General features: G+C 59.7%; 15 protein-coding genes. 8 read left to right on the plus strand and 7 right to left on the minus strand.

Going from position 1 to position 12064, the window contains the following annotated elements; translation table 11 throughout:
• The first annotated feature begins 20 nt into the window (after nt 1-20).
• The 6 genes from AB4O12_RS10285 to AB4O12_RS10310 are packed head-to-tail and all read left to right on the plus strand — an operon-like array spanning nt 21 to nt 6078.
• Nucleotides 21-2939, plus strand: a complete 2919-nt coding sequence (locus AB4O12_RS10285) for a monovalent cation/H+ antiporter subunit A (protein ID WP_150635048.1) — start codon at nt 21-23, stop codon at nt 2937-2939.
• On the plus strand, nt 2939-3283 hold the full coding sequence (locus AB4O12_RS10290) for a Na+/H+ antiporter subunit C (protein WP_016775082.1): 345 nt from the start codon (nt 2939-2941) through the stop codon (nt 3281-3283). Before AB4O12_RS10285 ends, AB4O12_RS10290 begins: the two co-directional genes overlap by 1 nt.
• Nucleotides 3280-4959 carry a monovalent cation/H+ antiporter subunit D gene (locus AB4O12_RS10295; RefSeq protein WP_217849171.1) on the plus strand — a complete coding sequence of 560 codons (1680 nt, stop codon included), beginning with the start codon at nt 3280-3282 and terminating at the stop codon, nt 4957-4959. The genes AB4O12_RS10290 and AB4O12_RS10295 overlap by 4 nt, the downstream gene beginning before the upstream one ends.
• Entirely contained in the window at nt 4956-5444 is a 489-nt protein-coding gene (locus tag AB4O12_RS10300; RefSeq protein ID WP_122087831.1) for a Na+/H+ antiporter subunit E, read from the plus strand. Before AB4O12_RS10295 ends, AB4O12_RS10300 begins: the two co-directional genes overlap by 4 nt.
• Nucleotides 5441-5719, plus strand: a complete 279-nt coding sequence (locus AB4O12_RS10305) for a K+/H+ antiporter subunit F (protein WP_041480807.1) — start codon at nt 5441-5443, stop codon at nt 5717-5719. The genes AB4O12_RS10300 and AB4O12_RS10305 overlap by 4 nt, the downstream gene beginning before the upstream one ends.
• Nucleotides 5716-6078, plus strand: coding sequence for a Na+/H+ antiporter subunit G (locus AB4O12_RS10310; protein ID WP_041480808.1), 363 nt, complete (start codon nt 5716-5718; stop codon nt 6076-6078). Before AB4O12_RS10305 ends, AB4O12_RS10310 begins: the two co-directional genes overlap by 4 nt.
• Before the next feature lie 114 nt (nt 6079-6192).
• On the opposite strand, the gene AB4O12_RS10315 is transcribed toward AB4O12_RS10310, so the two are convergent.
• The 4 genes from AB4O12_RS10315 to AB4O12_RS10330 all read right to left on the minus strand — a co-directional run bounded on the left by AB4O12_RS10315 (nt 6193) and on the right by AB4O12_RS10330 (nt 8532).
• Nucleotides 6193-6633 (minus strand): DUF3995 domain-containing protein, encoded by a 441-nt coding sequence (locus AB4O12_RS10315; protein WP_460061753.1) that lies wholly within the window; start codon nt 6631-6633, stop codon nt 6193-6195.
• 92 nt (nt 6634-6725) lie between these two features.
• The gene (locus AB4O12_RS10320) at nt 6726-7742 is read right to left on the minus strand and encodes an ABC transporter substrate-binding protein (RefSeq protein ID WP_236168660.1); all 1017 of its coding nucleotides are present in this window, start codon (nt 7740-7742) and stop codon (nt 6726-6728) included.
• 125 nt (nt 7743-7867) lie between these two features.
• The gene (locus AB4O12_RS10325) at nt 7868-8065 is read right to left on the minus strand and encodes a hypothetical protein (protein ID WP_310216537.1); all 198 of its coding nucleotides are present in this window, start codon (nt 8063-8065) and stop codon (nt 7868-7870) included.
• Nucleotides 8062-8532 (minus strand): hypothetical protein, encoded by a 471-nt coding sequence (locus tag AB4O12_RS10330; protein WP_150635043.1) that lies wholly within the window; start codon nt 8530-8532, stop codon nt 8062-8064. Before AB4O12_RS10330 ends, AB4O12_RS10325 begins: the two co-directional genes overlap by 4 nt.
• A 459-nt stretch (nt 8533-8991) precedes the next feature.
• Between AB4O12_RS10330 and AB4O12_RS10335 the strand changes: the two genes are divergently transcribed.
• A complete protein-coding gene (locus AB4O12_RS10335) occupies nt 8992-9204 on the plus strand; it encodes a hypothetical protein (RefSeq protein WP_236168680.1) in 213 nt (70 codons plus the stop codon).
• 49 nt (nt 9205-9253) lie between these two features.
• Nucleotides 9254-9493, plus strand: a complete 240-nt coding sequence (locus AB4O12_RS10340) for a DUF2789 family protein (RefSeq protein WP_056789253.1) — start codon at nt 9254-9256, stop codon at nt 9491-9493.
• Nucleotides 9494-9499: 6 nt separating this feature from the next.
• Here AB4O12_RS10340 and AB4O12_RS10345 read toward each other — a convergent pair whose 3' ends face one another.
• The 3 genes from AB4O12_RS10345 to AB4O12_RS10355 all read right to left on the minus strand — a co-directional run bounded on the left by AB4O12_RS10345 (nt 9500) and on the right by AB4O12_RS10355 (nt 12050).
• A complete protein-coding gene (locus AB4O12_RS10345; protein ID WP_016775093.1) occupies nt 9500-9703 on the minus strand; it encodes a hypothetical protein in 204 nt (67 codons plus the stop codon).
• Between the two features lie 109 nt (nt 9704-9812).
• Nucleotides 9813-11417: a methyl-accepting chemotaxis protein gene (locus AB4O12_RS10350; protein WP_460061757.1), complete on the minus strand. Its 1605-nt coding sequence runs from the start codon at nt 11415-11417 to the stop codon at nt 9813-9815.
• A 228-nt stretch (nt 11418-11645) separates the two neighbouring features.
• Nucleotides 11646-12050 (minus strand): TraR/DksA family transcriptional regulator, encoded by a 405-nt coding sequence (locus AB4O12_RS10355; protein ID WP_016775095.1) that lies wholly within the window; start codon nt 12048-12050, stop codon nt 11646-11648.
• Nucleotides 12051-12064 lie beyond the last annotated feature (14 nt).

Here is a 12064-nt window from a genome sequence, read left to right on the forward strand (position 1 = left end):
CTTCCGCAGATTAGAAGCCTATGTCCCTGATAGTTCTACTGCTTCTGCCGTTCATCGGCAGCTGTCTGGCAGCGGTGCTGCCGCACAATGCGCGCAATGCCGAATCGCTGCTGGCGGGTCTGGTCGCTTTGATCGGCACCGTTCAGGTCGCAATGCTGTACCCGCAAATCGCCCACGGCGGCGTGATCCGCGAAGAATTCATGTGGCTGCCCAGTCTGGGGCTGAACTTCATTTTGCGCATGGACGGCTTCGCCTGGCTGTTCTCGATGCTGGTGCTGGGCATCGGCACACTTGTTTCTTTATATGCCCGTTATTACATGTCGCCGGACGATCCGGTGCCGCGTTTTTTCGCGTTTTTTCTCGCGTTCATGGGCGCCATGCTTGGCCTGGTGATCTCCGGCAACCTGATTCAGATCGTGTTCTTCTGGGAGCTGACCAGCCTCTTCTCGTTCCTGCTGATCGGCTACTGGCACCACCGCGCCGATGCACGGCGCGGGGCTTATATGGCGCTGATGGTCACCGGTGCCGGCGGGTTATGTCTGCTGGCGGGGGTCATGATTCTCGGCCATGTCGTCGGCAGCTATGACCTGGACAAGGTCCTGGCCGCCGGCGATCTGATTCGCGCACATGCCCTCTACCCTGTTCTCTTGCCACTCATCCTGATCGGCGCGCTGAGCAAAAGCGCGCAATTCCCGTTTCACTTCTGGCTGCCCCACGCCATGGCGGCGCCGACACCCGTCTCGGCCTATCTGCACTCGGCGACCATGGTCAAGGCCGGGGTTTTCCTTTTGGCACGTCTGTGGCCGTCGCTGTCCGGCAGTGAGGAATGGTTCTACATCGTCAGCGGAGCGGGCGCCTGTACACTGTTGCTTGGCGCGTACTGCGCGATGTTCCAGAACGATCTCAAAGGTTTGCTGGCCTATTCGACCATCAGCCATCTCGGTCTGATCACTTTGCTCCTGGGCCTCAATAGTTCACTGGCCGCAGTGGCAGCAGTTTTTCACATTCTCAACCACGCGACGTTCAAAGCTTCGCTGTTCATGGCCGCCGGCATCATCGACCACGAAAGCGGCACCCGTGATATCCGCAAGCTCAGCGGTCTGATCAAACTGATTCCCTATACGGCGACGCTGGCCATGGTCGCCAGTGCCTCAATGGCCGGCGTGCCGCTGCTCAACGGTTTCCTGTCGAAAGAAATGTTCTTCGCCGAAACCGTGTTCATCAACGCCACCGCGTGGGTCGAGACCAGTCTGCCAATCGTCGCGACCATCGCCGGCATGTTCAGCGTTGCCTATTCCCTGCGTTTCACCGTCGACGTGTTCTTCGGCCCCACCGCCACTGACCTGCCACATACGCCGCACGAGCCGCCACGCTGGATGCGCGCCCCGGTCGAGTTGCTGGTCTTCACTTGCCTGCTGGTGGGGATTTTTCCGGCGCAGATCGTCGGGCCATTACTCGCCGCTGCGGCACTGCCGGTGGTCGGTGGTGAGTTGCCGGAATACAGCCTGGCCATTTGGCACGGTTTGAACGCACCGATGATCATGAGCCTGATCGCCATGTCCGGCGGCATCATCCTCTATCTGCTGCTGCGCAAGCAGTTCAAGCTCGGCCATTTCAAGTATCCGCCGCTGGTGGGGCGCTTCAACGGCAAGCGCTTGTTCGAGCGCAGTCTGGTCGTGATGATGCGCATCGCCCGGCGCGTCGAGCGGCGCCTGGGTACCAAGCGCTTGCAGATGCAGCTGTTCCTGATGGTTTCGGCCGCCGTGCTCGCCGGTCTGATCCCGATGCTGCACAGCACGCTGACCTGGGGCGACCGGCCGAAAATACCTGGTTCCATCGTCTTCGTGACCCTGTGGCTGTTGGCGATCGCCTGTGCGCTCGGCGCCGCATGGCAGGCGAAATATCACCGTCTCGCTGCACTGACCATGGTCAGCGTCTGTGGCCTGATGACCTGCGTGACCTTCGTCTGGTTCTCCGCGCCTGATCTGGCGCTGACGCAACTGGCGGTCGAAGTGGTGACCACGGTGTTGATCCTGCTTGGTCTGCGCTGGTTGCCGAGACGCATCGAAGAAGTCTCACCACTGCCAGGCAGCCTGCGCAAGGCGCGTATCCGTCGTCTGCGCGACTTGCTGCTGTCGATTGCGGTCGGTGCGGGGATGGCGCTGTTGTCCTACGCCATGCTCACCCGGCAGACGCCGAACCATATTTCCTCTTTCTACCTCAGTCGCGCCCTGCCCGAGGGCGGCGGCAGCAACGTCGTCAACGTGATGCTGGTGGACTTCCGTGGCTTCGACACCCTCGGTGAAATCACCGTGCTGGTCGCCGTGGCGCTCACCGTGTTCGCCCTGCTGCGCCGCTTCCGCCCGCCGAAGGAAAGCCTGCAGTTGCCGGCGCAGCAACGCCTGCTCGCGCCCGACGTGGTCACCGATCTGGTCAACCCGCGTTCGGCCAGCGACACCGCGCTCGGCTTCATGATGGTGCCGGCGGTGCTAGTGCGCCTGCTGCTGCCTGTCGCGCTAGTGGTGTCGTTTTACCTGTTCATGCGCGGGCACAATCAGCCGGGCGGCGGTTTTGTCGCCGGGCTGGTGATGTCGGTGGCTTTTATCCTGCAATACATGGTTGCCGGCACGCAGTGGGTCGAGGCGCAAATGAGCCTGCGCCCATTGCGCTGGATGGGCACCGGTCTGCTGTTCGCCACCGCCACCGGTCTCGGTGCGATGCTGGTCGGCTATCCGTTCCTCACCACTCACACCTGGCACATCAGCGTGCCGGTGCTGGGCGACATCCATATCGCCAGTGCGCTGTTCTTCGACATCGGCGTGTACGCCGTGGTGGTCGGGTCGACGCTGCTGATTCTCACCGCCCTCGCCCACCAATCGGTGCGCGGCCACAAGACGGCCTCGCTGCCCAAGTCAGTCGCCAGCAAAGGAGCCGTCTGATGGAAGAAGTCATCGCAATCGCCATCGGCATTCTCGCCGCGTCCGGGGTCTGGCTGATCCTGCGCCCGCGTACCTTTCAGGTGGTCATGGGCCTGTGTCTGTTGTCGTATGCGGTCAACCTGTTCATTTTCAGCATGGGCAGCCTGTTCATCGGCAAGGAGCCGGTGATCAAGGACGGCGTGACCCAGGACTTGCTGCATTACACCGACCCGCTGCCCCAGGCGCTGGTGCTGACGGCGATCGTCATCAGCTTCGCCATGACCGCACTGTTCCTCGTCGTATTGCTCGCCTCGCGCGGCTTGACCGGCACCGACCATGTCGACGGCCGGGAGCCTAAAGAATGATGGCGATGACTCACCTGATCGCTGCACCGATCCTGCTGCCGCTGCTGACCGCCGCAATCATGCTGATGCTCGGCGAGAAACACCGGCCGCTGAAGGCGAAAATCAACCTGTTCTCCAGCCTCCTCGGCTTGTTCATTTCAGTGATGCTACTGCAATGGACGCAGACCACCGGGGTGCCCGGCTCCATCGGTGTGTACCTGCCGGGCAACTGGCAGGCACCGTTCGGCATCGTCCTGGTGGTTGATCGCCTGTCGGCACTGATGCTGGTGCTGACCGGCGTTATCGGCGTCAGCGCGTTGCTGTTTGCCATGGCCCGCTGGGACGGTGCCGGCTCAAGCTTTCACGCTCTGTTCCAGATCCAGCTGATGGGCCTGTATGGCGCGTTCCTGACGGCTGATCTGTTCAACCTGTTCGTATTCTTCGAAGTGTTGCTCGCGGCATCCTACGGCTTGTTGCTGCACGGCTCGGGCCGGGCGCGGGTGTCGTCGGGGTTGCATTACATTTCGATCAACCTGTTGGCATCGTCACTGTTTTTGATCGGCGCTGCATTGATCTACGGGGTGACCGGCACGCTGAACATGGCTGATCTGGCGATGAAGATTCCGCTGGTGCCGGAAGCCGATCGTGGTTTGCTGCACGCCGGGGCAGGGATTCTAGCGGTAGCGTTTCTGGCCAAGGCCGGCATGTGGCCGCTGAACTTCTGGCTGGTGCCGGCCTATTCCTCGGCCAGCGCGCCGGTGGCGGCAATGTTCGCGATCATGACCAAGGTCGGCGTCTACACCCTGCTGCGCTTGTGGACCCTGTTGTTTTCCGGCCAGGCCGGCGCCTCGGCATTCTTCGGCGGCGACTGGCTCATCTACGGCGGCATGGCGACCATGGCTTGCGCAGGGCTGGCGATTATCGCCGCGCAACGCCTGGAGCGTATGGCCAGCCTGAGCATTCTGGTGTCGGCAGGCATCCTGCTCTCGGCGATCGGCTTCGCCCAGCCGAACCTGATCGGCGCTGCGCTGTTCTATCTGGTCAGCTCGACCCTGGCGCTGAGCGCGCTGTTCCTCTTGGCCGAACTGATCGAGCGCTCGCGCTCGGCCAACGAAATTCCGCTGGAGGACGAAAGCGAACTGCTTCCGCGCCCGCAAGAATCGCTGCAACCGCCCAAGGGCATCAACCTCGACGACGAACAGAAAGCCGTGGTCGGTCAGGTCATCCCGTGGACCATGGCCTTTCTCGGTTTGAGCTTTATCGCCTGCGCGCTGTTGATCATCGGCATGCCACCGCTCTCCGGATTTATCGGCAAGCTCAGCCTGATCGGGGCATTGCTCAACCCGTTGGGACTTGGCACTGCGGCGCCGCTGCCTCCCGGTGCATGGGGATTGCTGGCCCTGTTGATCCTGACCGGTCTGGCCTCCCTCATGGCCTTCTCTCGCCTGGGTATCCAGCGCTTCTGGACGCCGGAGGAGCGCCCGTCACCACTGCTGCGCAAACTCGAATGCGCGCCGATTTTTCTGCTGCTCGGGCTGAGCATTGTTCTGACGTTCAAGGCTGAACCGCTGTTGCGCTACACCCAGGCTACGGCCGATGCGCTGAACAATCCGCAGCAATATGTGCTCGCAGTTCTCGGTACACGTGCGGTGCCGAGTCCGCAAGCCAGAGCTGACATGCTCGAGGTGCAGCCATGAATCGACTGTTTCCGGCTCCGTGGTTATCGCTGGCGCTGTGGGTCTTGTGGCTGACCCTGAACCTGTCCGTCAGCCCGGGCAATCTGCTGCTCGGTGCCGCGCTGGGTTTCGCCGCGCCGCTGATGATGCGCAAATTGCGGCCGAAACGTGCGCGCATTCGCAATCCGGTGGCCGTGCTGCGCCTGTTTCTCCTGGTCGGTCGTGACGTGATCATGTCCAACCTGATCGTCGCCTGGGGCGTACTCAACGCCGGACGGCGCCCGCCCAACTCATGCTTTATCAAGGTGCCGCTCGATCTGCGTGATGCTCATGGTCTGGCGGCACTGGCGATGATCTGCACCGTGGTGCCCGGCACCGTATGGTCGGAACTGGCGCTGGACCGCAGCGTTCTGTTGCTGCACGTCTGGGACCTGCACGACGAGGCGCAGTTTATCGAGCACTTCAAAAGCACCTACGAGCGACCGTTGATGGAGATTTTCGAATGAGCCCATTGCTGTCGAATGCGATTCTGCTGACGTTGTTTCTGTACTGCGTGGCGATGACGCTGACCCTGGTGCGCCTGTTCAAAGGCCCGTCAGCACAGGATCGGGTACTGGCGCTGGATTACCTGTATATCGTCGCCATGCTGATGATGCTGACCCTGGGCATTCGTTACGCCAGTGATACCTACTTTGAGGCGGCGCTGTTGATTGCGCTGTTCGGCTTCGTCGGCTCGTTTGCCCTGGCGAAATTCCTGCTGCGTGGCGAGGTGATCGAATGAACGCCGAATTGTCTTTGTGGGTCGAGATTCCGGTGGCGGTCCTGCTGGTGCTCAGCGGCGTGTTTACCCTGCTGGGCGCAACCGGATTGCTGCGCATGAAGGACTACTTCCAGCGTATGCACCCGCCAGCGCTGGCCTCGACAATCGGTGCCTGGTGTGTGGCACTGGCGTCGATCATTTGCTTTTCAGCGCTGAAGTCCGGGCCAGTGGTGCATGCCTGGCTGATTCCGGTTCTGTTGGCGATCACCGTGCCAGTGACCACCCTGCTGCTGGCGCGGGCGGCGTTGTTCCGCAAGCGGATGGCCGGGGATGATGTGCCGGCAGAGGTGAGCAGTCGTCAGACTGAAAGTGGTAACTGATGATCATGTGGCGCCTGTGATGGCGCCATCGCTACACCAGGAATCCGCTCTCCCATGTGGGAGCGAGCCTGCTCGCGAAGCGGCCAGTCGGGTCGTCGCCAATTCCGGATCAGCTCAAACCCAAGCTACCGCCAACAACCCCGCCCCCAGCACCGCACACAACGGCGAATACACCCAGGTATCCAGCCGCGCAAATCGCGAATCCTTCACTTCCTTGAAAAATCCGACCAGGTTCGAATCACCGATCGCTCGGGCGAACATCAACAACGCTATTGCGCTGATCACCCATTGCAGTGCCTTGTGCTGCACCGCCGGCACGCCCCAACCGACCCGCATGCAAACCAGCGCGGCAATTATCAGCAGCGCAGCGGCGACTGCCAGCGTCAGCCAGCCTGAGGGCTTGAAGGCCGGGCGTACCGAGGCCACGAAGCCCGACACCGGCACCTGCGGCACCACCACCGCAGCCGCCCATTGCCCACCCAACGCCCAATACACGTGCATCAGGCCGATTGCCGCGAAGACAGTCACCAGCCATTGAGCCAACACAAAGGTCATGGTTGAAATCCTTCAAAGGGATTTGAACAAACCATCCTAGTCGGATTTTTTGGCCGTGCACGACCGGTCGGCGGTGCGCTGCGTTGACCGCGTTATTTCAGATCAGCCGTCACCTTGTCAGCCACATCCTTGGGTAACCAGGCCTGCCACACGTCCGGATGCGCTTTCATGAACGCGACCGCCGCCTCACGAGGTGCGGTGTGCTTGTCACTCATATCCGCCAGTGCCTTGTTCAGCGGCTCGATGGGAAAATCGACCTTGCTGAAGAACTCGGCAATTTGCGGGTTCTGCTTTTGAAACGGCGTAGACACGCCAATCGACAGCTTCGATGCCAGCGAGCGGGTTGGTTTCGGATTGGGATTATCGGCATCTGTCAGCGTCTTCCACGCCTCGGCATCGAACGGCGGCTCTTCCAGCTGCACCAGTTTGAATTTGCCAAGCAGCGGCGTCGGCGACCAGTAATAGAACAACACCGGTTTGCCGCGACGAATCGAAGAGCTGATCTCGGCATCCAGCGCAGCGCCGGAACCGCTGCGGAAGTTGGTGTAGTCGTCCTGCAAGCCATACGCCGTGAGCTTCTGCTTGTTGACCACTTCCGAAGTCCAGCCGATCGGGCTGTTGAGGAAACGCCCTTTGCCCGGGCTTTCCGGGTCTTTGAACACGTCCTTGTATTTCTTCAGATCAGTGACACTGCGCAGATCCGGCGCCAGCGGCTTGATGCCTTTGGCCGGATCGCCCTTGATCACGTACTCCGGCACCCACCAGCCTTCAGTGGCGCCTTTTACCGTATCGCCCAGGCCGACCACTTTGCCCTCGGCTTCGGCCTTGACCCAGACCGGACTGCGTCCGGCCCACTCCTCGCCAATCACCTGGATGTCATTGTTGGCCAGCGCGGTCTCAAGCGTGATGGTGGTCCCGGGCAAAGTGTCGGTCGGCAGGCCATAGCCCTTCTCGACGATAACCCGCAGCACCTCGGTAATCAGGCTGCCGCTTTCCCAGTTCAGGTCGGCAAAGTGCACCGGCGCCTGTGCCGCCTGCAGCGATTGCGCTGACGTCAGCAAACCAAAGGTGGCCACGCTGGCGGCCAGTAACCGTCGAAATCCGTTCATGCATCGCACCTCGTGCTGTTCACAGCAATGGCAGTTGGCCTGACAGAAACGCAAGCCTCTGAATGACTCAGTCAACTGACTTTAGCCGAGGTTCCTGCTTTTTCCGGGGTCTACCGTGCGCGAGGTTACGTTTCAGAGTTTTCCTGCAGGCTTTGCAGCTCACGTCTGACCATGCTGGCGTAAGCTGCCGGTTGCAATGCATAGAGCTGCGACGCCACCCAACTCAGCCAGGCACCTTGCAGTTCGGCCTTGCGGGCGAACAAGCGCTGAGCTTCTTCGCGTGCGCTGTCGAGATTTTGCGCATGGAAATCCGCGCGCTTCACTCGCTGGCCTTGAAGGTCACCAGTTCACCCTTACGCCATTTGGCGGCTTTGGCAGTGACGGCTTTGAGGGTTTTGGTCAAACCTTCCTGCAGCTGCTCATTGGCGGCGAACACGGTGACGACGCTATGGCCTTCCTTGAACAGGATCGCGTGACCGTCGGCCGTGCTGACAAAGGCGTAATCGCCCAGGCCGTAGACCGTCAGTTTGATGTCGCGAAAACGAATGTCCAGCTTACCGCCTTCACGGCTGGGCAAAACTGACGCGATGAAATGGTCGCCAACCTTGAGTTTGAGTCCCGGTTTGTCATCGACTACCAATGCACTTTCGGTGTCGATTTCGGCGATGTAAATGCCTTCGGCGTTTTGCTCGGTGATGTAAACAAAACGTGATTGGAATTGCTTGACCAGCTTTGCACGCAAATCACCCAGCACGAACAAAGCATGCATATCGAGGTTACTGACTGCCAAAGAAACATCCCCACATTTGAAAAACCGCGCAGCGAAAAACGCCCACGGCAAAGAAACGGCCAGGCCGATGAAAACTGCAAAAACATTCAAACACCCGAAGCGAGCAAAGCACTCTTGAATCGCGAGGTTCGTAGACTACTGGATTGTCATTAGTGAAACCTGCTCTGAAGTCGCCAAAGCTTGAAGGAAAACGCCTCAAGTGCGACTAGAGCAATTCTGACTACGAACTTCAGGGAAATTTCTCACGAAAAAAAGCACTTTTCCGACATATCGCTGGCGAAAAATTGCTTTAGATAAGCCTGGTCGTCAACAGGTACTGGCGATTCTAGAGCAGCGATGCTCATTACGACTACCCGCAACGGCCGTTAAATCCCGGCCGACTGATGAAAAGGACTTCATATGTGCACTTTGACTCATTTTGCCACGTCGGCTGACGCGCGAATCACCCCATCTCTGACGATGAAGGTTGCCGACCTCGACAACCTTCCGACATCTTCTAACAATCATCGAACCCCGCACTTTCAAGTGGTGCCGGCAGGTATTGCGTTCTTTCACATCAAGGAGATATCCACGGGACGTGTCAGAGGTTTCCGCGGCAATCACAACGAAGCCTGCGCCCTCGCCCGCTCGCTTGAATCAAAAATCGAACTCCGCGCCAGCGCCTGCCTCTGATAAGGGAGTGAACGAACAAGCCGTACCGGCACCAACCCAGGAGTAGATGATGGAACTGCCAACCGAGCTTAACCTGACCACCCTTTTCGAACAGCTGGGCCTACCAGCCGATGAAGCGTCGATCAATAATTTTGTCGAAGCCCACCCTTTGAAATCTGATATCAAATTGATCGATGCCGATTTCTGGACGCCCCAACAGGCGCAACTACTAAAAGAGTGGCTGCGTGAGGACGGCGAAGAAGCGATAACTGTCGATGAGCTGAACGTGCGCCTGCATCGCGGTAAATAAGGGCGATCAGTGCAGGCTGTCGCCGGGCTCGATGTTCAGTTGTTCGAGCCAGGCAGCCTTGCACTCCTCCGCTTCATCGCGACTGGCGAAGGCTGTGCCGCGTCGCTCCCCGTTGAGCAAAACCACCCAGCACACACTGCGCCCCATCGCGCGTAAACCGGCCGGAACGCCGCTGCCGATCATCACTGCCACATCCACCCTGCACTGCATGTGCCCTCCGAAATAATTAGCTACCTAACTAAGTCGTCAGGTTAAAGCTTTCCTTCGAGAGGAAACAGCAACCGCCGTGCACAGATTCATTGCGTCAACGGTAATAATCTCAGTGTGGGTTCTCAGGTTTATAGCCCAGACGCAACCCGCCCCAGTGTCGGCCCTTGATCATGATCGGCACCGAAAGATCATGCATCAGCTCACCCGTATCGCGCGTGTAAGTCTGCAACAAAACTGGTTGTTGATGGCTGCCGCAACGGATGCCCGTGCGGTCAGCGAATTTGCGTTTGGTGCGGTTATTTACCGTGTCGACCTGCACATCACCGGTCAACGGCTGGCTGAATGCCTGGTTATGCGTCGGCACATAACCCTGCTGCGTGCAGGCGATCGCGAAAACCAAACCTTCATGACGCGCTAACAGAGGCTCTTGAATCGCCGGCAAGACCTGATCTGTGTATCGATCAAAGCGGGTTTGAAATTTGGCTGGTTCGGTGCCCGGAATCGGCTGGTAGCTGCGATCGAACAGGTCATCCAGACTGATCCGCCCCTGCTCGACATCAGCTTCGAAGCGCGCTGCGATCAGGCTCGCACCTTCGCGCGCCAGGTCATAAATGCGCTGGTGATAGTCGTCCAGACCGACTTCGGCCAAGCGTTCGCTGATGGTTTCCGCCTGCCCTTCCATCTGCACCGCCGCCTCGGCGAGGCGGCGGGTCTGCTGATCGCTGATCGCCAGATCGCTACGCATTTGCTCAATCGCGCTGAACAGCGCATCAAGCTGCTCGCGATTGGTTTGCGCGCCACGGGCGATTTCGCTGACCTGGGTTTCCACTCCGGCGGCAAGTCGCGCGATGTTCTCCAGATGCTGACCGGTGTGCTCGACCTGTTCGACGCCGGTATGCAGATCACTCGACAACTCGCGAATCTGCGCAACCACTTGCGCGGTGCGCTGCTGAATGTCTGCAACCATCTCACCGACTTCGCCCGTGGCCGCCGCCGTCCGTGCCGCCAATCCGCGTACTTCATCGGCGACCACGGCGAAACCGCGACCATGTTCGCCCGCCCTGGCCGCTTCAATAGCTGCGTTCAAGGCCAGCAGATTGGTCTGGCTGGCGATCGACTGAATCACCAGCGTCACCCGCTGAATGTCGTCGCTGCGCACACTCAGGGCCTCGATCATCTCGCGACTGGCGTTGGCGCGCTGACTGAGTTGCTGCATGCGCGAAATCGAGTCGAGCAGTTCGCTGCGCCCCGCCGCGCTGCTGTGATGCGCTTGGCTGGCGGCGTCCAGCGCGTCGCGACTGAGCTGTGAAGTCGCCTGCTCGGTGGCGATCATCACTTCGGCGTTGCTGACGATCTGCGCCGCCGCGTCGAGTTGCGATTCAAGTTTGCTGGCTAGCGCTTTGACCGAAAACGCCACGCCGGCGGCAGACAGTGCGTTGTGACTGGTGGTGTAGGAGAGATCGCGAGTCAGTGCGGACAATGCGCTCGCACTATCGACCGGGACAGCAGCTGGAACGTTGCGCGAACGTAGGCGCGGCAGCCAGACAATCAGCACCGCCAGCGGCATGCCGAGGTAAAGCGACCATTCGGCCAGAGCCATGCCGGCCAGCAACAGCATCAGAGCGATGCTTTGCAGGGTCGGCGCGATCCAGCGATTTTTCGGCAAAAGCACTGGTGCAGGCAGCGCCGCAACCAGAGATCCATCTCTCGTCATCTTGATCACCCCACGTTTGTTCTCATTGTTGTGACTGCATTAAACGCCACTACAACGCCATTATCCATGGTCCGTTAGTCGTGGGGTCTGTGGCAGGTCAATGGAACGACGGGGAAATATCGCAGACGAGCAAAAACAAAGATCGCAGCCTCGCGCAACTCCGTGTAGAAGCTGCCGAATGCTGCGATCTTTTCAAGGCGCCCCTGTTGAAAGGGTCACCCCACAGAATCAGGCCTGACGCTGGTGCTTGTCGATCTGCTCGTGACGCTCTTGAGCTTCGATGCAGTACTTGGTGGTCGGGCTGATCAGCAGACGCTTCAGGCCAATGGCCTCGCCGCTGTCGTCGCACCAGCCAAAGCTGTCGTCCTTGATGCGCTCAAGAGCTTGTTCCAACTGCGGCAGCATGCGCTGGTCGCGATCGATCGCGTTGACCAGCCAAGTGCGCTCTTCTTCAACCGAAGCCGCGTCCGCCGGGTCAGCCGGGGTGTCCAGGCTTTCGATGGCGATACGGTTTTGCTCAATGCGCTCGTGGGTTTCGACTTTCATGTTCTGCAACAGCTCAGTGAAGAAAGCGTGTTGCTCTGCATTCATGTAGTCATCTGCCGGCATAGCCAGCAACTTGTCCTTTGTCATTGATATCTCTATAA

The organism is Pseudomonas sp. S2_A05 (genome assembly GCF_054668485.1).